At 70.1% G+C, this 21,049-nt stretch carries 23 protein-coding genes and 1 tRNA gene; 10 read left to right on the forward strand and 14 right to left on the reverse strand.

The genetic code is table 11. The annotated features are described in order from the left end of the window. Positions 1–2 precede the first annotated feature (2 nt). Positions 3–851, reverse strand: coding sequence for a helix-turn-helix domain-containing protein (locus OG381_RS25710; protein WP_327718426.1), 849 nt, complete (start codon positions 849–851; stop codon positions 3–5). Positions 852–949: 98 nt separating this feature from the next. Here OG381_RS25710 and OG381_RS25715 point away from each other — a divergent pair, with 98 nt between their 5' ends. Then, complete coding sequence (locus OG381_RS25715) at positions 950–1,711, forward strand: NAD(P)H-dependent oxidoreductase (protein WP_327718427.1); 762 nt, start codon at positions 950–952, stop codon at positions 1,709–1,711. A gap of 23 nt (positions 1,712–1,734) precedes the next feature. Here OG381_RS25715 and OG381_RS25720 read toward each other — a convergent pair whose 3' ends face one another. The 4 genes from OG381_RS25720 to OG381_RS25735 form a co-directional block, all read right to left on the reverse strand. Continuing rightward, the gene (locus OG381_RS25720) at positions 1,735–2,019 is read right to left on the reverse strand and encodes a zinc-ribbon domain-containing protein (protein WP_327718428.1); all 285 of its coding nucleotides are present in this window, start codon (positions 2,017–2,019) and stop codon (positions 1,735–1,737) included. A 150-nt stretch (positions 2,020–2,169) separates the two neighbouring features. After that, positions 2,170–2,243: transfer RNA gene (locus OG381_RS25725), tRNA-Pro, on the reverse strand. A gap of 42 nt (positions 2,244–2,285) precedes the next feature. Beyond that, positions 2,286–3,083, reverse strand: a complete 798-nt coding sequence (locus tag OG381_RS25730) for a Pr6Pr family membrane protein (protein WP_327718429.1) — start codon at positions 3,081–3,083, stop codon at positions 2,286–2,288. Between the two features lie 127 nt (positions 3,084–3,210). Continuing rightward, positions 3,211–4,137: a metallophosphoesterase gene (locus tag OG381_RS25735; RefSeq protein WP_327718430.1), complete on the reverse strand. Its 927-nt coding sequence runs from the start codon at positions 4,135–4,137 to the stop codon at positions 3,211–3,213. 120 nt (positions 4,138–4,257) lie between these two features. Here OG381_RS25735 and OG381_RS25740 point away from each other — a divergent pair, with 120 nt between their 5' ends. After that, positions 4,258–4,725: a GatB/YqeY domain-containing protein gene (locus OG381_RS25740; protein WP_327718431.1), complete on the forward strand. Its 468-nt coding sequence runs from the start codon at positions 4,258–4,260 to the stop codon at positions 4,723–4,725. An 84-nt stretch (positions 4,726–4,809) separates the two neighbouring features. Here the strand turns inward: OG381_RS25740 and OG381_RS25745 are convergent, their stop codons facing one another. Continuing rightward, positions 4,810–7,095, reverse strand: coding sequence for a transglycosylase domain-containing protein (locus tag OG381_RS25745; protein WP_327718432.1), 2,286 nt, complete (start codon positions 7,093–7,095; stop codon positions 4,810–4,812). A gap of 492 nt (positions 7,096–7,587) precedes the next feature. Between OG381_RS25745 and wblA the strand changes: the two genes are divergently transcribed. Continuing rightward, entirely contained in the window at positions 7,588–7,926 is a 339-nt protein-coding gene (gene wblA, locus OG381_RS25750; RefSeq protein WP_063757766.1) for a transcriptional regulator WblA, read from the forward strand. Positions 7,927–7,959: 33 nt separating this feature from the next. Here the strand turns inward: wblA and OG381_RS25755 are convergent, their stop codons facing one another. Both OG381_RS25755 and OG381_RS25760 read right to left on the reverse strand, forming a co-directional pair. After that, on the reverse strand, positions 7,960–9,276 hold the full coding sequence (locus tag OG381_RS25755) for an ArsA family ATPase (RefSeq protein ID WP_327718433.1): 1,317 nt from the start codon (positions 9,274–9,276) through the stop codon (positions 7,960–7,962). Next, positions 9,273–10,250, reverse strand: coding sequence for an ArsA family ATPase (locus OG381_RS25760; protein WP_327718434.1), 978 nt, complete (start codon positions 10,248–10,250; stop codon positions 9,273–9,275). The genes OG381_RS25755 and OG381_RS25760 overlap by 4 nt, the downstream gene beginning before the upstream one ends. 95 nt (positions 10,251–10,345) lie before the next feature. On the opposite strand from OG381_RS25760, the gene OG381_RS25765 reads away from it, so the two are divergent. Genes OG381_RS25765 through OG381_RS25780 form a run of 4 tightly spaced genes read left to right on the forward strand, consistent with a single transcriptional unit; the run spans position 10,346 to position 12,719 of the window. Beyond that, positions 10,346–10,504 carry a DUF4177 domain-containing protein gene (locus OG381_RS25765; RefSeq protein ID WP_003967454.1) on the forward strand — a complete coding sequence of 53 codons (159 nt, stop codon included), beginning with the start codon at positions 10,346–10,348 and terminating at the stop codon, positions 10,502–10,504. Continuing rightward, entirely contained in the window at positions 10,501–10,968 is a 468-nt protein-coding gene (locus OG381_RS25770; RefSeq protein ID WP_327718435.1) for a RidA family protein, read from the forward strand. Before OG381_RS25765 ends, OG381_RS25770 begins: the two co-directional genes overlap by 4 nt. 54 nt (positions 10,969–11,022) lie before the next feature. Next, a complete protein-coding gene (locus OG381_RS25775) occupies positions 11,023–11,892 on the forward strand; it encodes an NUDIX hydrolase (RefSeq protein WP_327718437.1) in 870 nt (289 codons plus the stop codon). Beyond that, positions 11,889–12,719 carry an MBL fold metallo-hydrolase gene (locus OG381_RS25780; RefSeq protein WP_327718438.1) on the forward strand — a complete coding sequence of 277 codons (831 nt, stop codon included), beginning with the start codon at positions 11,889–11,891 and terminating at the stop codon, positions 12,717–12,719. Before OG381_RS25775 ends, OG381_RS25780 begins: the two co-directional genes overlap by 4 nt. 36 nt (positions 12,720–12,755) lie before the next feature. On the opposite strand, the gene OG381_RS25785 is transcribed toward OG381_RS25780, so the two are convergent. Next, entirely contained in the window at positions 12,756–13,577 is an 822-nt protein-coding gene (locus OG381_RS25785) for a nucleotidyltransferase domain-containing protein (protein ID WP_327718439.1), read from the reverse strand. A gap of 158 nt (positions 13,578–13,735) precedes the next feature. Further along, entirely contained in the window at positions 13,736–14,410 is a 675-nt protein-coding gene (locus OG381_RS25790) for a Crp/Fnr family transcriptional regulator (RefSeq protein ID WP_266824125.1), read from the reverse strand. Between the two features lie 276 nt (positions 14,411–14,686). Between OG381_RS25790 and nth the strand changes: the two genes are divergently transcribed. The 3 genes from nth to OG381_RS25805 all read left to right on the forward strand — a co-directional run bounded on the left by nth (position 14,687) and on the right by OG381_RS25805 (position 17,660). Further along, the gene (gene nth, locus OG381_RS25795; protein ID WP_327722557.1) at positions 14,687–15,631 is read left to right on the forward strand and encodes an endonuclease III; all 945 of its coding nucleotides are present in this window, start codon (positions 14,687–14,689) and stop codon (positions 15,629–15,631) included. A 91-nt stretch (positions 15,632–15,722) separates the two neighbouring features. After that, a complete protein-coding gene (locus OG381_RS25800) occupies positions 15,723–16,412 on the forward strand; it encodes an NUDIX hydrolase (RefSeq protein ID WP_327718441.1) in 690 nt (229 codons plus the stop codon). Between the two features lie 48 nt (positions 16,413–16,460). After that, positions 16,461–17,660 carry a MarP family serine protease gene (locus OG381_RS25805; RefSeq protein ID WP_327718442.1) on the forward strand — a complete coding sequence of 400 codons (1,200 nt, stop codon included), beginning with the start codon at positions 16,461–16,463 and terminating at the stop codon, positions 17,658–17,660. Positions 17,661–17,673: 13 nt separating this feature from the next. Here OG381_RS25805 and OG381_RS25810 read toward each other — a convergent pair whose 3' ends face one another. The 4 genes from OG381_RS25810 to nhaA form a co-directional block, all read right to left on the reverse strand. Then, positions 17,674–17,856 carry a hypothetical protein gene (locus OG381_RS25810; RefSeq protein WP_095046639.1) on the reverse strand — a complete coding sequence of 61 codons (183 nt, stop codon included), beginning with the start codon at positions 17,854–17,856 and terminating at the stop codon, positions 17,674–17,676. A gap of 127 nt (positions 17,857–17,983) precedes the next feature. Then, positions 17,984–18,910 (reverse strand): alpha/beta fold hydrolase, encoded by a 927-nt coding sequence (locus tag OG381_RS25815; RefSeq protein ID WP_307027839.1) that lies wholly within the window; start codon positions 18,908–18,910, stop codon positions 17,984–17,986. Further along, on the reverse strand, positions 18,907–19,395 hold the full coding sequence (locus OG381_RS25820; RefSeq protein WP_327718445.1) for a phage holin family protein: 489 nt from the start codon (positions 19,393–19,395) through the stop codon (positions 18,907–18,909). Before OG381_RS25820 ends, OG381_RS25815 begins: the two co-directional genes overlap by 4 nt. Before the next feature lie 76 nt (positions 19,396–19,471). Continuing rightward, positions 19,472–20,908 (reverse strand): Na+/H+ antiporter NhaA, encoded by a 1,437-nt coding sequence (nhaA, locus tag OG381_RS25825; RefSeq protein ID WP_327718446.1) that lies wholly within the window; start codon positions 20,906–20,908, stop codon positions 19,472–19,474. Between the last annotated feature and the right edge of the window lie 141 nt (positions 20,909–21,049).

The raw sequence follows: 21,049 nt of genomic DNA on the forward strand, positions 1-21,049 counted from the left end.
AGTCAGGTGGTGAGGCGCGCGAGGGCGGCGGCCTCCGGGGTGCCCTCCTCCGCGCTGAACACATGCAGCACGAGCCCGGACTCGCCCGGCCCGGCGGGCACATGCAGCGTCTCGAAGTCCAACTCCAGCAGCCCTACGACGGGATGCCGCAGTCGTTTGCGCCCGGCGGCGCACATCGTGACCTCACCGGAGTCCCAGATCCGCCGGAAGTCGGCGCTCTCGGCGCCCAGTTCGGCGATCAGCGCACCCAGCTCACCGTCGCCCGGATAGCGCCCGGCGGAGACCCGCAACTGCCCCACCGCCTCGGCGGCCCGGTCCTGCCAGTCGGGATGGAGGTCACGGGCGGCGGGGTCGAGAAAGAGGAACCGGGCGTTGTTGGGATCGCGCCGCCCCGACACGTCGAGGCCGCCCATGAGCGCGGCCCCCAGCCGGTTCCAGGCGACGACGTCGAGACGGTGGTCGGTGGCGAAGACGGGCAGCCGGTCCATGGCGTCGAGCGCGCGCCGCAGCCCGGGGCCGATCCGGGTGGCCGGCACGGGCTCGTGCCGCCCGGCGGCGAGGGTGTCGAGATGCCGCCGCTCCGCCGCGTCGAGACCGAGCGCCCGCGCCAGCGCGTCCAGCACCTCGGCGGACGGCTGGGTGGCCCGTCCCTGCTCGAGACGGACGTAGTAGTCCACGCTGATCCCGGCGAGCTGCGCCAACTCCTCGCGCCGCAGCCCCTGTACCCGGCGCCGTTTGTTCCCCACGACCCCGGCCACACCGCCGATCCCCGCCTGCTCCGGCGCGACCCGCCCGCGACGGGCCCGCAGAAACCCACCGAGGGCCCGCTGACCGTCGTAGCTCACATCCATGAACTCCAGTATGCGTGGCCCTGCCAACACCAGGATCGACGATCCGCCGGTCGAAGAGGGTTCTGGCTGTGGCCGGGGAGCCGGGCGAACCTGACGTCATGAAGAAGATCCTGATCGTCAGCGCCCACCCCGATCCCCGTTCCCTGAACAGGGCGTTGACGACGTTCGCGGCGGACCACCTGCGCGAGGCGGGCCACGAGGTACGGCTCTCCGACCTCTACGCGATGAAGTGGAAGCCGACGGTCGACGCCGACGACTACCCCGACCACACCCCGGACCACCGCCTCCACGTCATGGCAGCCTCCGAACAGGCCACACTGGAAGGCCGCTTGAGCCCGGACGTCGTCGCGGAACAGGAGAAGATCCGCTGGTCGGACGCGGTGGTCCTGCAGTTCCCGATGTGGTGGTTCTCGGCACCGGCGATCCTGAAGGGCTGGATCGACCGGGTCTTCACCAGCGGCTTCGCCTACGGCCCCCAGGTCCCGCCGCCGTACGCCGAGAGCGCGTTGACGGGCCGCCGGGCCCTGTTGTCGGTGACGCTGGGCGCCAGGGAGTCGTCCTTCTCGGACCGGGGCATCCACGGCCGCCTCACGGACGTACTGCACCCCCTGCAGCACGGCCTGTTCTGGTTCACGGGCATGACCCCGCTGGAGCCCTTCGCGGTCTACGACGCCAACGAGCTACCGGAAGACCGCTTCCAGTCGGCCCGACAGGCCTACGCGAGGCGCCTGGACACCCTCTTCACCGCCGACCCGGTCCCCTTCCGGTCCCTGACGGGCGGGGACTACGACCGAGCCATGCGACTGCTGCCGGGCAGGGAGCGACCGGGGACGACGGGCCTGGACCTGCACGTCCGCTAGCCGACGAGCCCGCTGGAGGCCGCTCAGTGCTGGTAGGGCTGCTGCTGCGGCTGCCCGTACGCCTGCTGCCCACCCGCGGCCTGCGCCTGCAACTGCTCGGCCTGCTCCTTGGTGACCTTCTGCTCCGCACCGCAGAAGGTGCACTGCGTCGTGAACTTCGTCGAGAACGGGAAGAGCGGCACGAAGAACAACGTGAACTTCGTGACCCGCTTCCGCAGCGTGTGCGCAGCGGGATTGCCGCACTGGCCACAGACGAGGGTGAGTATCGCGAGCTGGTAGAGGTAGCCCTTGGTGCCGAAGATGATCATGCGGGGTCCTTTCGGGGTGGTACCCACCTGTCTGCCTGCCGACTCAGGTTACGGCCGCCCCCTGTGGCCCATCAGCACACGAGCCACATCGCACAAAACAGGCGAGGCACCTAGGAACGTTCCTAGGTGCCTCACCGGATGCTTCAGCTGTCGGGGTGGCGGGATTTGAACCCACGACCTCTTCGTCCCGAACGAAGCGCGCTGCCAAGCTGCGCTACACCCCGATGTCGCTGCTTGTCCTGCTTGTCGCGGCGACGACGTTTACTTTAGCCCACTGGTGGCTGGAGACGAAATCCGGTTTTCGCGCGGTGGTGGGCGCGATGGCGGAGGGGGTTCGGGCGGGCGTGGTCCAGGGCTACGAGGAGGATGGCGAGGGCGTAGAAGGAGAGGCCGAGGAGGAGGGCGTTGCCGAGGACGCTCTTGTAACCGTGGAGGTCGACGTCGAGGAAGGCGTAGAGGTAGCGGGCCGGGGTGCCGGGGAGGAGCAATTCGCCCCGGGTGAAGGAGAAGGCCAGATAGGCCATGGGGTAGAGGAGCCAGTTCGCCGCCCGGCGGAGGCGGAAGCCGCCGGGTGCGGTGAGGAACAGCCAGTCCACGACCGCCGCGATCGGGAGCCCCGTGTGGAGGGCGTGGTTCGCCAGGGACTGCCAGCCCGTCGGGGGAGCCGTCCCGCCCGTCATCGAGAACGGGGTCGTCGCGTCGGCCAGGAGCAGGTGGTACACCGAGCCCGCGAGCAGGACGTAGAGGAGTGTCGCGCCCGTCAGGGCGGCCGGCAGCGGGCGGCGGGCGCTCCACGCGCGCTTCGCCGACAGCACCGACACCAGCGCCAGCAGGATCGCGCTCTGGATCGAGAAGTAGCTCAGCACACGGGCCGGACTGCCGAGGAGCAGGTCGATCGTGACGGCCGCCGCGGCCGCGAGAGCGACCAGCAGGCGGTACACGGCGGCCAGGGGGCGGCGTACGGGCGCCACCACCGCCGTGGCGGGGACGGGGGAGGGCAGCAGCGCGGGCATGCCGGGGATCGCGGGAAGGTCCGGGATGTCCCTGGGTATCGGGGTGGTCATGCCGTCACGCTAAGCACCCCGGACAAAAGGGGCGATACGGGCGGGCCGTGCGGGTTACCCCACGGCCCGGCACCCACGGCTTAAGCACCCGTACCCGAGCACTCACGCCCACGCACCCGCGCCGAAACTACCCCCGCGCCACCAGCGTCAACAGCGTCGCCTCCGGCGGGCACGCGAACCGTACCGGCGTGTAGCGGTTCGTTCCGCACCCCGCCGACACGTGCAGATACGACGTCCGGCCCTCGGCCGTGTGCGTCGACAGACCCTTCACCCGTTCCGTGTCCAGGTCGCAGTTGGTGACCAGCGCTCCGTAGAAGGGGATGCAGAGCTGCCCGCCGTGCGTGTGGCCGGCGAGGATCAGGGGGTAGCCGTCGGCGGCGTACGCGTCCAGGACGCGCAGGTACGGCGCGTGGACCACGCCCATCGAGAAGTCCACGGAGGACGATGGGCCGCCGGCCACCTCCGCGTACCGGTCGCGCTTGATGTGCGGGTCGTCCAGGCCGGTCAGCTCGATCGACATGCCCTCGACCTTCAGGGTGCCGCGGGTGTTGGTCAGGTCGAGCCAGCCCGCGGCGTCGAAACCGTCCCGCAGTTCCTCCCACGGGTTGTGGACCACGCCCACGGCGGGCGGGTTGCCGTTCAGACCGTGGCGGCCGCTCGTCTTCTCCAGGAGATAGCGGGCGGGGTTGCGGGGCCTGGGGCCGTAGTAGTCGTTGGAGCCGAAGACGTACGCCCCCGGGAACTCCATCAGCGGACCCAGCGCGTCCAGGACCTCCGGGACGCCCTCGGGGTCCGAGAGGTTGTCGCCCGTGTTGATCACGAAGTCGGGGCGCAGGCCCGCCAGCGAGCGCAGCCAGCGCTGCTTCTTGCGCTGACCGCCGACCATGTGGATGTCGGAGACCTGGAGCATGCGCAGGGGACGCATTCCGGCAGGGAGAACGGGGACCGTCACCCGTCGGAGGCGGAAGGAGCGGGCTTCGAAGCCCGCCGCGTACACCAGACCGGCGGCGCCAGCCGCCGCGATCGACAGAGGTACTCCGTATCGCGCGCGCATGGCCCCATCGTGTCAGACCCGGCAAGTACCTTGTCGCCCGCCGTCGTTTGAAGCCGTACCCGGGGCGGCCCCCTTAAATCGTTGGGCGTTCGGCCTCGCGCACCTGCGAGAATCAGTCACATGACCACCAAGCTCAAGTCGAAGCTGCAGGAAGACCTCACCGCCGCCATCAAGGAGCGCGACGAGCTCCGCTCCTCGACGCTGCGCATGACGCTCGCCGCGATCACCAAGGAGGAGGTCGCGGGCAAGGAGAAGCGCGAGCTCTCCGACGACGAGGTCCTCAAGGTGATCACCAAGGAGGCGAAGAAGCGCCGCGAGGCGGCGGACGCGTTCGCCGAGGGTGGTCGTGCCGAGTCGGCCGAGCGGGAGAAGGCGGAGGGCGAGGTCCTCGCCACGTACCTGCCCAAGCAGCTGTCCGACGAGGAGCTGACCGACCTCGTCGCCCAGGCCGTCCAGGAGGCGAAGGCGGCGGGTGCCGAGGGGCCGCGGGCCATGGGCGCCGTCATGAAGATCGTGAACCCGAAGGTCGCGGGCCTGGCGGAGGGCGGCCGAGTCGCCGCCACCGTGAAGAAGCTGCTGGCCGGCTGACCGGCCGCGCCGAACGGCGAACGGCCCCTTCACCGTCGTACAGAGATCTCTCTACGACGGTGAAGGGGCCGTTTCGTCTAGCGGCTAGCCGTTGCGGCCGCCGTTGCCGTTGTTGCCCTGGAACAGGTCCTCCGGGATCGAGAAGGTCGGGTCCGGGAAGGCCCCGCCGTCCGTGCCGCCGTTGTTCTGGCCGCCGTCGTCGTCGCCGTTGTCCCCGTCGCCGTTTCCGTTGCCATTCCCGTTGCCGTTCCCATTTCCGTCCCCGTCCCCGTCTCCGTCCCCGTTGCCGCGGTCCGGGTTGTCGGGGGGGAGCTGGATGTAGTTGAACGGCGGGGCGTCCTTGCCCGCGAGGGCGCCGGTCATGGCGTCCTTCCAGATCGGGCCCGGGACCCTGCCGCCGTAGACGAGGTCGTTGTACTCGCCGCCGATCGTGATGTTCTTCATCTCGACCTTCTGGGAGGCGCTGCCGACCCAGACCGCGCCCGACAGGTTCGGCGTGTAGCCGACGAACCAGGCGTTCTTGCGGGAGTCCGTCGTACCCGTCTTACCGGCGTTGTCACGGTCGGACAGGCCCGCCGTCTGGCCGGTACCGGAGTCGACCACGCCCTTGAGGAGCTGGTTGACGGTGTCCGCGGTCGTCTCGGACATGGCCCGCGAGCAGGTCGACTTGGGCACCTCGAGCGACTTCTGCTGCTGGGCGACGCGCTGGGTGATCGACTCGATGGCGACCGGTGTGCAGTACATGCCGCGGGAGGCGAAGGCGGCGTACGCGGTCGCCATCGTCAGCGGGGAGATGCCCTTGGAGCCCAGCGCGATCGCGGGCACCTCGGGCAGCTTGTCGCCGTTGCCCTGCACGACCTGGAGCTTGTTGGTCATGTTGACCACGGGGCACAGGCCGATGTCGGAGATCATCTGCACGAAGTAGGTGTTGACCGAGAGCTCCATCGCCTTGCGCAGGCGGTAGGGGCCCTTCTCCGACTCCGACTCGTTCTCCAGCTTCTCGCCGTTCAGATTGACCCACGGCTTGCTGTCACAGGTCTGGACGGGGCTCGGGTACTCCATCTGGTACGGCGACGAGTACTCCTGGTTGGCCGGCCGGCCCTCCTCCAGCGCGGCCGCCGCGACGAACGGCTTGAACGTCGAACCGGTCGGGAAGCCGTAGTTGGAGCCGCCCATGCCGTAGCCGACCGAGTAGTTGATCTCGGTCTCGTTCTTGCCGTAGCCGTACGGCTTCGACTGGCCCATGCCGACGATCTTGCCGGTGCCGGGCTCGACGAGGGTGGCCGCGGCCGCGACCTTGTCCGACTTGTAGACGTGGTCCTTGAGCGAGGCCTGGACCGAGTCCTGCGCCTGCGGGTCGAGGGTGGTCTTGATCGTCAGACCGCCCTGGTTCCAGACCTTGGCGCGTTCCTCCTTGGTCTTGCCGAAGACCGGGTCGTTCTTGAAGACGGCCTCGACGTACTTGCAGAAGAAGCTGGCGCCCTTCGCGGCGGTGATGCAGCCGTTCTTGGGCTGGCTGACCTTGAGGCCGAGCTTCTCCTCCTGGGCCTTGGCGGCCTCCGCGCGGGAGATGTCGCCGACCTCGGCCATGCGCTGCAGCACGATGTTGCGCCGCTTGGTGGCCTCGGCCTCGTCGTTGATCGGGTCGTACCGGCTGGGCGACTGGACGATGCCCGCGAGCAGCGCCGACTGGGCGAGGGTGAGGTCCTTGGCGGACTTGGAGAAGTAGCGATGGGCGGCGGCCTCGACGCCGTAGGCCTGCTGGCCGAAGAACGTGATGTTCAGGTAGTTCTCGAGGATCTTCTTCTTGCCCAGCTCCTCCTCGACCTGGATCGCGTACTTCAGTTCGCGGATCTTGCGGCCGAGGGTCTGCTGGGTGGCCTGGGCGACCTTCGTCGGGTCGTCGCCGGCCTCCTCCACGAAGACGTTCTTCACGTACTGCTGGGTGAGCGTGGACGCGCCCTCGGCCACCCCGCTGCTCTGCACGTTCTTGTTGAGCGCGCGCAGCACGCCCTTCAGGTCCACCGCGCCGTGCTGGTAGAAGCGCGAGTCCTCGATCGCGACGATCGCCTTCTGCATGTACGGCGAGACGTCCTTGAGCTCGACGACCGTGCGGTCGCGCGAGTACACCGTGGCGATCTGGCCGCCCTTGGCGTCGAGGATCGTGGTGCGCTGGCTCAGCGGCGGCGTCTTCAGATTGGCCGGGAGCTCGTCGAAACTGTCGACCGACCCCTTGGCCGCGAGGCCCAGTGCACCGAAGGCGGGCAGGGCGATGCCTGCCAGCACCGCGCCAGAGAGCACGCTGACACCGAGGAACTTGGCGGCCTGCTGGGCGGGGGACAGGCCGCCACCGGAGCGCTTCTTCGACATGGGGGCAGCCTAATCCGTACTCATGAGCGTTCGGAGGGAGCGCTTGCTCCTCGGGATGTTCGGCGGCCTTTTCGCGCGCATGGCAAAGAGAGCGCCTACCTTCTCATTCGCCGGACACGCGCGCAGGCCTTGGCCTAAGCTGCTCTCAACTGTCACAGCAGTGCGGTCACGTATCAATACGTCCGGCGACCCCGAATCGTTCCGGAGGTTCCCAACTTTTTGATGGGGACGTGTCCGAATCCGCCTTGTGTGTCACCTGGTGCCCGTTGTGACTCAACTGAACTGTCCCGCTTTGCCGGGATGATCACGCATGTCGCCAGCTCACTCCCCCGGGTGATCTGCCGCTTACGCATAGTCCGTTCGGGCCATTCAAGATTGGGCCCGAAGGGGGTGTTGCGCTGTGCCCACCTTCCGTAACGTCCTCAACTGGCGGCGGTGAATATGCCGCTGCCGCCGTGGGGGAGCCTCGATTCGGGAGAGGACGGCGCCGGTATGGGCTGGGTAACCGACTGGAGTGCGCAGGCGGCCTGCCGCACTACCGATCCAGATGAGCTGTTCGTTCAAGGAGCAGCACAGAACAGGGCCAAGGCGGTGTGCACCGGATGTCCGGTGCGCACGGAGTGCCTGGCCGACGCGCTCGACAACCGCGTCGAGTTCGGCGTGTGGGGAGGCATGACGGAGCGGGAACGCCGTGCGCTGCTGCGCAGGCGGCCCACTGTGACCTCCTGGCGCCGGCTCTTGGAGACCGCGCGTACGGAGTACGAGCGAGGGGTCGGCATTCTGCCCCTCGACGACGATGAGGTGTACGAGAACTACGCGGCGGTGGGCTGAGGGCGGGGCCCCTGGGGGTCCGTCCGCTCCGGCTCAGCCGTCCGCGGTCTCGGGCAGCTCCGGCCGAGCGGCCGCGAGCCGCGTTCCGATGTCTCGCAGCCCCGCGAGGTCGTGTACGTCGCCGGGCAGCGCGGCCACCTCTGCCACCGCCACTTCGGGGTGGCGCGCGGTGAAGCGGTCACGCGTGCGCTGCTCGCGGGAGAGCAGCCGCATACGCTCGGCATGCAGCCTCAACAGGCCTGCGGTGAGTTGTTCGACGGTCCGGTCCGCGGCGGGGGAGCCTTCGGCGGACACCGGATCGGATGCGGGGGACTCTGAACTGCCGTCTGTGTCGGGAGAGTTACGAACTCCAGCTTTCCCGTCCTCCTGATCGACAATGCGGGACTCCTCAAGATTTTCCGCGGCGGCGAGTGCCCGCTCGGCCGACAGCCGGGCGGCGCCGCTGCCGTGGACCCGGTTGAGGACCAGCCCCGCGAGCGGCATGTCCTCCGCGGCCAGCCGCTCCACGAAATAGGCGGCCTCCCGCAGTGCGTCCCGCTCCGGCGCCGCGACCACCAGGAACGCCGTGCCGGGCGCCTGCAGCAGTTTGTACGTCGCGTCCGCGCGCGTGCGGAACCCGCCGAACATCGAGTCCATGGCGGACACGAACGTCTGGACGTCCTTGAGCAGTTGGCCGCCGAGCAGCTTGCCCAGCACGCCGGTCATCATCGACATCCCGACGTTCAGGAACTTCATCCCGGCCCGGCCGCCGACCTTCGCGGGCGCCAGCAGGACGCGGATCAGCTTGCCGTCGAGGAAGGACCCGAGCCGCTTGGGCGCGTCCAGGAAGTCCAGCGCGGACCGGGACGGCGGGGTGTCCACGACGATGAGGTCCCACTCGTCGCGGGCCCGCAGCTGGCCCAGCTTCTCCATCGCCATGTACTCCTGCGTGCCCGCGAAGCCCGCCGAGAGCGACTGGTAGAAGGGGTTGGCGAGAATCGCGGACGCCCGCTCGGGGTCCGCGTGCGCCTCGACGATCTCGTCGAAGGTGCGCTTCATGTCGAGCATCATCGCGTGCAGCTCGCCGTCGCCCTCGACGCCCTTCACCCGGCGTGGGGTGTTGTCGAGGGAGTCGATGCCCATGGACTGGGCGAGCCGGCGGGCCGGGTCGATGGTCAGGACGACGACCTTCCGGCCGCGCTCGGCGGCCCTGAGACCCAGCGCCGCCGCGGTCGTGGTCTTGCCGACGCCGCCCGAGCCGCAGCACACCACGATGCGCGTCGCCGGATCGTCGACCAGCGGGTCCAGGTCGAGCATGCGCGCGGGGGAGAGACGGTGGTGCCGGGCCTGCCCCTCGACGTCCGGACTCATGACATCCCCTGCTTCCGCAGTTCCGTGGCCAGCTCGTACAGACCCGCCAGGTCCATGCCCTCGGCGAGCAGCGGCAGTTCGTGCAGCGGCAGGCCCAGTTCGCTGAGCACCGCGCGCTGTTCGTGCTCCAGCGCGTACCGCTCGGCGTACTCCTCGGCCTGGGCCAGGAGCGGGTCCACCAGCCGCTCGGCATGCCCGCCGCGCCGTGCCCCGCCGAGCCCGGCGGCGGACAGCGACTGGGCGAAGGAGGAACGAGTGGTGCCCCGGACGAGTTCCAACTCGTCCGCGTCCAACACCTCCGGACGCACCATGTTCACGATGATCCGCCCCACCGGCAGCTTCGCCGCCCGCAGTTCGGCGATGCCGTCCGCGGTCTCCTGGACGGGCATCTCCTCCAGCAGCGTCACCAGGTGCACGGCCGTCTCCGACGACTTCAGCACCCGCATCACCGCCTGCGCCTGGTTGTGTATCGGCCCTATCTTCGCGAGTCCCGCCACCTCGTCGTTGACGTTGAGGAAGCGGGTGATGCGTCCGGTGGGGGGTGCGTCCATCACGACGTGGTCGTAGGCGAACCGCCCGGACTTCTCCTTGCGCCGCACCGCTTCGCAGGCCTTGCCGGTCAGCAGGACGTCCCTGAGACCGGGCGCCACGGTGGTGGCGAAGTCGATGGCGCCGAGCTTCTTCAGGGCGCGTCCGGCTCCACCGAGCTTGTAGAACATCTGGAGGTAGTCCAGAAGGGCCAGTTCGGGATCTATGGCGAGGGCGTACACCTCCCCGCCGCCCGGTGCGACCGCGATTTTTCTCTCCTCGTAGGGCAACGCCTCCGTCTCGAAGAGCTGTGCGATGCCCTGGCGGCCCTCGACCTCGACGAGAAGCGTGCGCTTCCCCTCGGTGGCCAGGGCCAGCGCGAGGGCAGCGGCCACCGTCGTCTTACCGGTACCGCCCTTGCCACTGACGACCTGGAGCCTGCTCACGTCATCGAGCGTAACCATTCGATGCGGGTACCAACCGGCAGGCTGTGGATAACGCGGGCGGAGCCTGTGTGTGGTCAGCGGCTAAAGTCGGCCACATGACCAAGTGGGAATACGCAACCGTGCCGCTGCTCGTCCATGCCACGAAGCAGATTCTGGACACCTGGGGCGAGGACGGCTGGGAGCTCGTCCAGGTCGTGCCCGGGCCGAACAACCCCGAGCAGCTGGTGGCCTACCTGAAGCGGGAGAAGGCGTGAGCGCGGTCGAGGCGAAGCTCGCCGAGCTCGGGCTGACGCTGCCGGAGGTGGTTCCGCCGCTGGCCGCGTACCAGCCGGCCGTGCAGTCGGGCGTGTACGTGTACACCTCGGGCCAGCTGCCGATGATCGAGGGCAAGCTCCCGGTCACCGGCAAGGTGGGCGCCGAGGTCACGCCGGAGGAGGCCAAGGACCTGGCCCGCACGTGCGCGCTGAACGCGCTGGCGGCCGTCAAGTCGGTCGCCGGTGATCTTGACCGCGTCAAGCGTGTGGTGAAGGTCGTCGGGTTCGTGGCGTCCGCGTCGGACTTCACCGGCCAGCCGGCTGTCGTCAACGGCGCGAGCGAGCTCCTGGGCGCGGTCCTCGGCGACAAGGGCGTCCACGCGCGCAGTGCGGTCGGCGTGGCGGTGCTGCCGCTGGACGCACCGGTGGAGGTCGAGGTCCAGGTGGAGCTCACCGAGGCATAGCCGCACCTCCGGGCCCCTCTCGAACATTCGCGCACCACGGGATAGCCTCCGCCCATGGCGAATGGGCAGTGGTTTCCGCAGGACTGGCCGGAACGGATCCGTGCGCTCGCCGACGGCACGCTCACCCCGGTCGTCCCCAAGCGCGCGGCCACGGTCATGCTCCTCAAGGACACCACCGCGGGCCCCGTCGTGCACATGCTGCGCAGACGCGCCTCCATGGCCTTCGCCGGAGGCGCGTACGCGTATCCGGGCGGCGGTGTGGACCCTCGCGACGACGACCACCAGATCCGCTGGGCGGGCCCCACGCGCGCGTGGTGGGCCGAGCGGCTCGGCGTCGACGAGGCTCAGGCCCAGGCGATCGTCTGCGCGGCCGTACGCGAGACGTACGAGGAGGCGGGCGTCCTGCTCGCCGGACCGGCCCCGGACTCGGTGGTCGGTGACACCACGGGGGAGGACTGGGAGGCGGACCGCCAGGCCCTGGTCGCGCGGGACGTGAGTTTCGCCGGGTTCCTGGAGCGCCGCGGCCTGGTGCTGCGCTCGGACCTGCTGGGCGCGTGGACCCGCTGGATCACCCCGGAGTTCGAACCCCGCCGCTACGACACCTGGTTCTTCGTCGCCGCCCTCCCCGAGGGCCAGCGCACCCGCAACGCCTCCACGGAGGCGGACCGCACGGTGTGGATCGGACCGGCCGAGGCGGCGGCGTCGTACGACAAGGGCGAACTGCTGATGATGCCGCCCACGATCGCGACCCTGCGCCAGCTGACGCCGTACGGCACCGCCGGCGAGGCCCTCGAGGCCGCCCCCGCCCGCGACCTGACCCCCGTCCTGGCCCGGGCCCGTCTGGACGGCGACGAGATCGTGCTGTCCTGGCCGGGGCACGACGAGTTCACCAAGCACATCCCGACCGGTGGAGCCCCCGCATGACGGACGCCGCAGCCCTTCCCGGTCAGCCGAGGGGCGGGGTGCTCTCGGGCCCCGCCACCCCGAGGGCCGTCAACGTCCTCGCGCCCAACGCGTCCGCGATGACCCTGGACGGCACCAACACCTGGATCCTCGCCGAGCCCGACTCCGATCTGGCCGTCGTGGTCGACCCCGGGCCGCTGCACGAGGGGCATCTGCGCAACGTCGTGGACACCGCCGAGAAGGCCGGCAAGCGCATCGCCCTGACCCTGCTGACGCACGGTCACCCTGACCATGCCGAGGGCGCCGTGCGGTTCGCCGCGCTGACGGGCACGAAGGTGCGGGCGCTGGACCCGGCGCTGCGGCTGGGCGACGAGGGGCTGGGCGCCGGGGACGTGGTCGGGATCGGCGGTCTGGAGCTGAGGGTCGTACCGACGCCGGGGCACACCTCGGACTCCCTGTGCTTCCATCTCCCGGCCGATCAGGCGGTTCTGACGGGGGACACGGTCCTGGGACGCGGTACGACGCTCGTGGCGCACCCTGACGGCCGCCTGGGCGACTATCTGGACTCCCTGAGGCGTCTGAGGTCCCTCACGGTCGACGACGGCGTCCACACCGTCCTCCCGGGCCATGGACCCGTCCTGGAGGACGCACAGGGGGCGGTGGAGTTCTATCTCGCCCACCGCGCCCACCGGCTCGCCCAGGTGGAGACGGCCGTGGAGGACGGGTACACGACGCCGGGCCAGGTCGTCGCGCACGTGTACGCCGACGTGGACCGGTCCCTGTGGCCGGCGGCGGAACTGTCGGTGCGGGCGCAGCTGGACTATCTGGAGGAGCACGGGCTGATCTAGCGGGGAGCGGCGCCTCCGCCTCACGCGCGCGCAGGCCTAGTCCGGACGCGGTGCCTTCACCCCGTGCACGCGCGCGTACTCCTGCGCCAGCCATGGCCCGAGATCGTCGACGTACGACATGAGCACGTCCCGGTCGCCGCGCGGCGCGTACCCGCGCACAGCGGCCGACCGCATCTGTGCGGCCCGCTGCGGGTAGTACGCGCCGAACGCCTCCGCCATCTCCGTCAGATCGCTCGTCCAGCCGTTCCAGCGGGGCATCACGAGGGTGAAGCCGGTGCGGACGAGATGGCGGGACATGAAGCGCACCAGGGGGCGCAGCGCCCCCTCGGAGTCGCCCGTGCGGGAGATCCGCTCACGCCAGCGCGGCAGCAGCAGGGCGAGGTCGCCGTTGGTCTCGCGGGCGAGCCGAGAGTCCGGCCGGTAGCGCGGCAGGTACTCGGCGAGGTCGTCGCCGAGCAGCGGGGTGCACAGACAGGCCACGAACCACCCCAGGTCGTACGTCTCCGCCTCGCTCAGCAGCCGCGCCCGGCTGTAAAGCAGCGTCCCGGCACCGTCGATCTCCGGGAACTCCTTGTCCAGCGCCGTGTCGAGCGCCCGGGCCGCCTCACGGTCCGCGTCCGTCGGTTCCTCGTGCAGGGCGACCAGCAGGTCGAGGTCGCTGCGGCCCACACGCGCGGTGCCGCGCGGGACCGACCCGTAGAGGTACGCGCTGTGCAGTCGCGGCCCGAACAGATCCAGCAACCGGTCCCGCGCCGCGGCGACGACCGGCCGGAAGACGTGCGGCACGCGCGCGAGGGAGCCTTCGCGGGCGAGGTAGCCCTGGACGTCGAGACCCTTGCGCAGAACGGTTTCGGCCATGGGTTCACTGTGCCGCCACAAGGGGGCGGGAGCAGCGGATTTACGGCGCGGCCGAACGGGGGTCCGGGGGCGCAGGCTCCAGCCCCCAGGGCCACACGGGCGAGGGCCCGCCTCTCAGCGAGACGGGCCCTTCGAAGCCGTACGGCCGAGACCGAGCGTCAGCGGGAGCGCTTGGCGAGCCGCTCCACGTCCAGCAGGATCACCGCGCGGGCCTCCAGGCGGAGCCAGCCGCGCTGGGCGAAGTCGGCGAGGGCCTTGTTGACCGTCTCGCGGGAGGCGCCGACCAGCTGGGCGAGCTCTTCCTGCGTGAGGTCGTGGACGACGTGGATGCCCTCCTCGGACTGCACGCCGAAGCGGCGGGAGAGGTCGAGGAGTGCGCGGGCGACGCGGCCGGGGACGTCCGAGAACACCAGGTCGGACATCTGGTCGTTGGTCTTGCGCAGCCGGCGGGCGACGGCGCGCAGCAGCGCGGTGGCCACCTCGGGGCGGACGTTCAGCCAGGGCTGGAGGTCGCCGTGGCCGAGACCGAGCAGCTTGACCTCGGTCAGCGCGGTGGCGGTCGCCGTGCGCGGGCCCGGGTCGAAGAGCGACAGCTCGCCGATCAGCTCGCCGGGGCCGACGACGGCGAGCATGTTCTCGCGGCCGTCGGGGGAGGTGCGGTGGAGTTTGACCTTGCCCTCGGTGACGACGTAGAGCCGGTCGCCCGGGTCGCCCTCATGGAACAGGGAGTCGCCGCGCGCGAGGGTCACCTCACTCATGGAGGCGCGGAGCTCCGCGGACTGCTCGTCATCGAGCGCCGCGAAGAGCGGGTTGCGCCGCAGAACGTCGTCCACGAGTTCTCTCCTTGTCGACCTGCTCAGGGGATCTTGCTCCCCCTTGGTACCAGGGGACCGTGTTCCCCATTTTGCCGGACGGTCCAAACAGTGTGATCTGTCACAAGGATGCCGCACAGGTGTCCCGGGGTAAGCGGCAGGGGTCCAATCGGGCGCCGATCTTCCGGGTCCGGGGCGATTGTCGGTGCCGGGCTCTAGGCTGGCCGGGTGTCCAAATCGCCGGTGAGAGCACAGGCCAAGGGGGCTGGGCGGGTGGCTGTACGTCGAGATTCCGCTGTGGGCGAACAGGACCCCGGTGGCGGAAAGAAAACGGCAAAAGTGACAAAGAAGGCTGCGGTGAAGAAGGCTCCGGCGGTGGTGAAGCAGGCGGCCGAGAAGAAGGTCCCCGTGAAGAAGACCGTGGCGGGAAAGGCTCCGGCCAAGACCGTCGCCGTCAAGCCGGCGAAGGCCGAGTCGCCCGCCGCGCTGGTGCGCCGGGCCCGCCGGATCAACCGAGAACTGGCCGAGGTGTTTCCGTACGCCCATCCGGAGCTGGACTTCGAGAACCCCTTCCAACTCGTGGTCGCCACGGTGCTGTCCGCCCAGACGACCGACCTGAGGGTCAATCAGACGACCCCGGCGCTCTTCGCCAAGTACCCGACCCCCGAGGACCTGGCCGCCGCCAACCCCGAGGAGGTCGAGGAGATCCTCCGTCCGACCGGCTTCTTCCGGGCCAAGACCAAGTCGGTCATAGGGCTGTCCAAGGCACTGGTGGAGCAGTTCGGCGGCGAGGTCCCGGGCCGCCTGGAGGATCTCGTCAAGCTGCCCGGCGTAGGCCGCAAGACGGCGTTCGTCGTCCTCGGCAACGCCTTCGGGCGGCCCGGCATCACCGTGGACACGCACTTCCAGCGGCTGGTGCGGCGCTGGCAGTGGACCGCCGAGACCGACCCCGACAAGATCGAGGCCGCGATCGGCGCGCTGTTCCCCAAGAAGGACTGGACGGACCTCTCGCACCACGTCATCTGGCACGGCCGCCGTATCTGCCACGCCCGCAAGCCCGCCTGCGGCGCCTGCCCCATCGCCCCGCTCTGCCCGGCGTTCGGCGAGGGCGAGACGGACCCGGAGAGGGCGAAGAAGCTCCTCAAGTACGAGAAGGGCGGCTTCCCCGGGCAGCGGCTCAACCCCCCGCAGGCCTACCTGGACGCGGGCGGGAAGGCGGCGCCGCCGCTGGGGGCCGGATGAGGGGCGCCGCCAGGGGCACGGGCCGGCCGGCACGGCTCCAGGAACGATCTCGGGGTGGCCGGGCGTTGGACTCGCAAGGACGGGGGTGGCGATGACGCGCGCGAGCAATGCACAGGGCGTGGCGCTCAGCAAGGAGGGTCTGCCGCAGTGGCTGGACCCGGTGGTGCACGCGGTGGAGACGGTCGAGCCGCTGCAGCTGAGCCGGTTCCTGCCGCCCGCGGACGGGGCGGGGCGGCAGTCGGCCGTGCTGATCCTGTTCGGCGAGGGGGAGCGCGGACCCGAGCTGCTGCTCATGGAGCGGGCCAGCTCGCTGCGGTCCCATGCCGGGCAGCCCTCCTTCCCGGGCGGCGCCCTCGACCCCGAGGACGGCGACCCGATGGGCGACGGACCGCTCAGGGCCGCCCTGCGTGAGGCCGAGGAGGAGACCGGGCTCGACCCGGCGGGCGTGCAGCTCTTCGGCGTGCTGCCCAAGCTCTACATCCCGGTCAGCGGCTTCGTCGTGACCTCGGTGCTGGGCTGGTGGCGCGAGCCGACCCCGGTCGGAGTCGTGGATCCGAACGAGACGGCGAGGGTCTTCACCGTTCCCGTGGCGGATCTCACCCATCCCGACAACCGGGCCACCACCGTCCACCCCAGCGGCCACCGAGGCCCGGCATTCCTGGTCGAATCGGCCCTGGTGTGGGGCTTCACGGCCGGAATCATCGACCGTCTGCTGCACTACGCGGGATGGGAGCGCCCCTGGGACCGGGAGAAGCAGGTCCCGCTCGACTGGCGGTCATGACAGGGTGTCTGCCGTGTTGTGTCGTGTGATGAGGCGAGGCCTGAACCGGTGAACGTGCTGGACATCCTGTTGCTGGTCGCCGCCGTGTGGTTCGCGATCGTCGGCTACCGCCAGGGCTTCGTCGTCGGCATCCTGTCGGTGATCGGCTTCATGGGCGGTGGTCTTGTCGCCGTCTATGTGCTGCCCGTCGTCTGGGACGCCCTCACCGACAACTCGGAGGTCAGCACGACCGCCGCCGTCGTCGCGGTCGTCGTCGTCATCGTCTGCGCCTCCGTCGGCCAGGCCCTGACCACCCACCTCGGCAACAAACTGCGCCGGTACATCACCTGGTCCCCGGCCCGCGCCCTGGACGCCACCGGCGGCGCCCTCGTCAACGTCGTCGCGATGCTCCTCGTGGCGTGGCTGATCGGCTCCGCCCTCGCCGGCACCACCCTGCCGACCCTGGGCAAGGAGGTCCGCGGCTCCAAGGTCCTCCTCGGCGTCGCACGAGCCCTGCCCGAACAGGCCAACACCTGGTTCGCGGACTTCTCCTCGGTCCTCGCGCAGAACGGCTTCCCGCAGGTCTTCAGCCCGTTCTCCAACGAGCCGATCAACGAGGTCCAGCCGCCCGACCCGGCGCTCGCGGGCAGCCCGGTCGCCACCCGCGCCAAGCAGTCCATCGTCAAGGTCATGGGCACCGCCCAGAGTTGCGGCAAGGTCCTCGAAGGCACCGGCTTCGTCTTCGGCGAGCGCCGCGTCATGACCAACGCGCATGTCGTGGGCGGCGTCGACGAACCCACCGTCCAGATCGGCGGCGAGGGCAGGAAGTACGACGCGACGGTCGTCCTCTACGACTGGGAGCGCGACATCGCCGTACTCGACGTACCGGATCTCAAGGCGCCCGCCCTGGAGTTCACGTCCACGGACGCCAAGAGCGGCGACGACGCGATCATCGCGGGGTTCCCGGAGAACGGCGGGTACGACGTCCGGGCCGCGCGCGTGCGCGGACGCATCCCGGCCAACGGACCGGACATCTACCACCGCGGCACCGTGCACCGCGATGTGTACTCCCTCTACGCGACCGTCCGCCAGGGCAACTCCGGCGGCCCGCTGCTCACCGCCGAAGGCGAGGTCTACGGCGTGGTGTTCGCCAAGTCCCTGGACAACGCCCAGACCGGATACGTGCTGACCGCGGACGAGATCCAGGAGGACATCGCCAAGGGACGCACCGCGAACCAGCAGGTGGACAGCGACAGTTGCGCGCTGTGAGGTGGGGGGTGCGTCAGCCTCGAGGGTGACGCAGCCGTACCGAGACCCAGCGGGCCCGGCGGCGCAGAATGTGCGGAATGCCCACCCGGAGATCCGTGCCCTGCATCTGCGGGGCCCCTCCTCGTTGGTGGGGGCTCAGACCATGGCCCGAGCGGCGATTGCGTGCTGCGTCACTGTAGTCGTGCGTCCAGCCCATACCCCGACGTCTGCCCCTGCCCCAAGGTCGATAACCGCCCCCAGGGCCCCCAATTGGCCTATGCGCCGGGCAAGTGGCTGTTCGTCGGACAGGTGTTCAGATCCGGATACCGGGCGCGTCCACACGGTCACCGATCGGGCTCGGGATCCTTCAGCCAATTGATCAGTTCGGTCGAAAAAGCGACCGGATCCTCTTCATGAGGGAAGTGGCCCAGTCCGTCGAACAGCCGCCAGCGGTACGGCGCTTCGACGTACTCGCCGGAGCCGGCCGCGCTCCGCGTGCGCAGCACCGGGTCCAGCGAGCCGTGCAGATGCAGCGTCGGCACTCGCACCGGGCGCTTCATACGGCGGTTGAACTGGATGCCGTCGGGGCGGGCCAGGGAGCGCACCATCCAGCGGTACGGCTCGATCGAGCAGTGCGCCGTCGACGGGATGCACATCGCGCGGCGGTACGTCTCCACCGCGTCGTCGTCCGGCAGGACAGGGCCCGACCAGTCCCGCATCAGCCGGGCGACCAGCGCGCCGTCGTCCGCGGTGAGCTGCCGCTCCGGGACCCAGGGGCGCTGGAACCCCCAGATGTAGGAACCGGCGCGCGTCTGCTTGACGTCCGAGAGCATCGCCGAGCGCCAGCGCCGCGGATGGGGCATCGAGGCCACCGCGAGCCGCCGTACGAGCTTCGGACGCATCGCGGCCGCCGTCCACGCCAGATAGCCGCCCAGGTCATGGCCGACCAGCGCGGCGTCCGGCTCGCCCAGGGAGCGGATCACGCCGGTGATGTCGAGGGCGAGGTTGGCCGGGTCGTAGCCGCGCGGGGTGCGGTCGCTGCCGCCGACGCCCCTGAGGTCCATGGCGACGGCCCGGAACCCGGCGTCGGCGAGCGCGGGCAGCTGGTGCCGCCACGTCCACCAGAACTGCGGGAAGCCGTGCAGCAGCAGGACCAGCGGGCCGTCGCCCATCTCGGCGATGTGGAAGCGGGCGCCGTTGGCGGCGACCTCGCGATGGGTCCAGGGGCCGTCCGGTCGTACTACTGAGGCAGATGTGGCGGGGTCCGTCATGACGACGAGCGTGCCACAGCTTCGATGGCCTCCGGGACACGGTCCTGCGTCAGCTCCGGCCGCGGATGCGGCTTGGCGTTCTGCAGGATGCTCGCCGACTCCTTCATCGACGCGGCGGTCTTCTGCGCGCCGCCGCTCTTCTTCGCCTTCTTCGCGAAGACCACGCCGATCAGCGCCAGCAGCCCCGCGATGAGCACGTTCGCCGCGAAGGACAGCAGGAAGCAGACCGCCATGTTCCAGTCGCTCCAGGTGCGGATGCCGTACGCCAGGGCGAAGTTCAGCATCGGCAGCGAGAACACCAGCACCCCGCCGGCCACCATGAACGCGCCGCCGCTCGTCGCGCCGCGCTTCACGTCCCGCTTGAGCTGCGCCTTGGCCAGCGCGATCTCGTCATGCACCAGTGCGGACATCTCGGTCGTCGCCGAGGCGAACAGCTGGCCGATGCTGCGTTCGGCGCCGACCGGGCTGCCGTCGGGTGCGCTCATCGCGTTCTCCCTGAATCTGCCGTGTGCCCGACTGGGAAGTCGTGGGCCGGAAAGTCTTTTGTACCGTCCCGTCAGATCATGCCCGACGGTCGTCCTCCTCGCCTGCCCCGCCCGTCACTTCGGCAAGCCCTGTTCGCTCGGCGGCCATGAGTTCGGCGATCCTGCGGTGCTCGGCGGCCTTGTTCTCGTGGATCGCGGCCATGCGCAGGTGGTACGCCGGGTCGTCCTCCTCGTAGATGTCCGGGATGCCGTCGAGGTCGTCGTCGCGCTCCTCGGCCTCGACCATTCGGCGGTACTTGACGTTCCGGATCTTCAGCAGCACGGTGGCGAGCGTCGCCGCGATGAGCGAGCCCATCAGCACGGCCGCCTTGACCTCGTCCGTGAGTGTCGCGTCCCCGTCGAACGCCAGCTCCCCGATGAGCAGCGACACCGTGAAGCCGATGCCGGCCAGGACGGCGACCGCGAAGACGTCCGCCCACTCCAGGTCGTCGCTGAGCGAGGCGCGGGTGAAGCGGGCCGTCAGCCAGGTCCCGCCGAAGATGCCGAGCGCCTTGCCGACGACGAGACCGAGGACCACACCGAGCGTCTCGGGCTTGGTGAACACATCGCCGAGCGCCCCGCCGGACACCGAGACACCGGCGCTGAACAGCGCGAACAGCGGTACCGCCAACCCCGCCGAGAGCGGCCGTACGACATGTTCGATGTGCTCGCCGGGCGAGTGCTCCTCGCCCTCCCGGGGGGTGCAGCGCAGCATCAGGCCCATCGCGACGCCCGCGATGGTGGCGTGGACGCCGCTGTTGTACATCAGGCCCCAGATGACGAGCGCGAGCGGCACGTACACGTACCAGCCGCGTACGCCCTTGCGCAGCAGCAGCCAGAAGAGGACCAGGCCGATCACCGCGCCGCCCAGGGCGGCGAAGTCGATGTCCGCGGTGAAGAACACCGCGATGATCAGGATCGCGAAGAGGTCGTCGACGACGGCGAGGGTGAGCAGGAAGGCGCGCAGGGAGCTGGGCAGGGAGGTGCCGATGACCGCGAGCACGGCGAGTGCGAAGGCGATGTCGGTCGCGGTCGGGACGGCCCAGCCGTCCAGGGAGCCGCCGCCGGTGACGTTGGTCAGGACGTAGACGAGGGCCGGTACGGCCATGCCGCACAGGGCCGCGACGACCGGCAGTGCGGCCGCCCTGGGGTCCTTGAGATCACCGGCGACCAGCTCGCGCTTGAGTTCGATGCCGGCGACGAAGAAGAAGATCGCGAGGAGTCCGTCGGCCGCCCAGTGCGCGATCGAGAGGTTCAGGCCGAGCGCCTCGGGACCGAGGTGGAAGTGGCTGACGCTCTCGTAGCTGTCGTGCAGCGCGGGGACGTTCACCCAGATCAGTGCGGCGACCGCGGCGACGAGGAGCAGGACACCGCCGACGGTCTCGGTGCGCAGCGCGTCCGCCACGAAGGTCCGTTCCGGCAGGGAGAGCCGTCCGAGGACCTTGCGGGTGGGGGTGGTGCGGGGCGCGGCCATCGGGGGACCTCCGGTCGATGGGTAGGGCGAAGCTGCTCGCCGACCAGACTTCCCGGCACACCTATGGAGTCACGCTTGTTTTTCTTAGTTTACCTAAAAAGGGGGCGCCCGGCGCGTTGCTCGCGCCGGGCGCCCCTTCTG

Source organism: Streptomyces sp. NBC_00490, from assembly GCF_036013645.1.
Classification (GTDB): domain Bacteria; phylum Actinomycetota; class Actinomycetes; order Streptomycetales; family Streptomycetaceae; genus Streptomyces; species Streptomyces canus_F.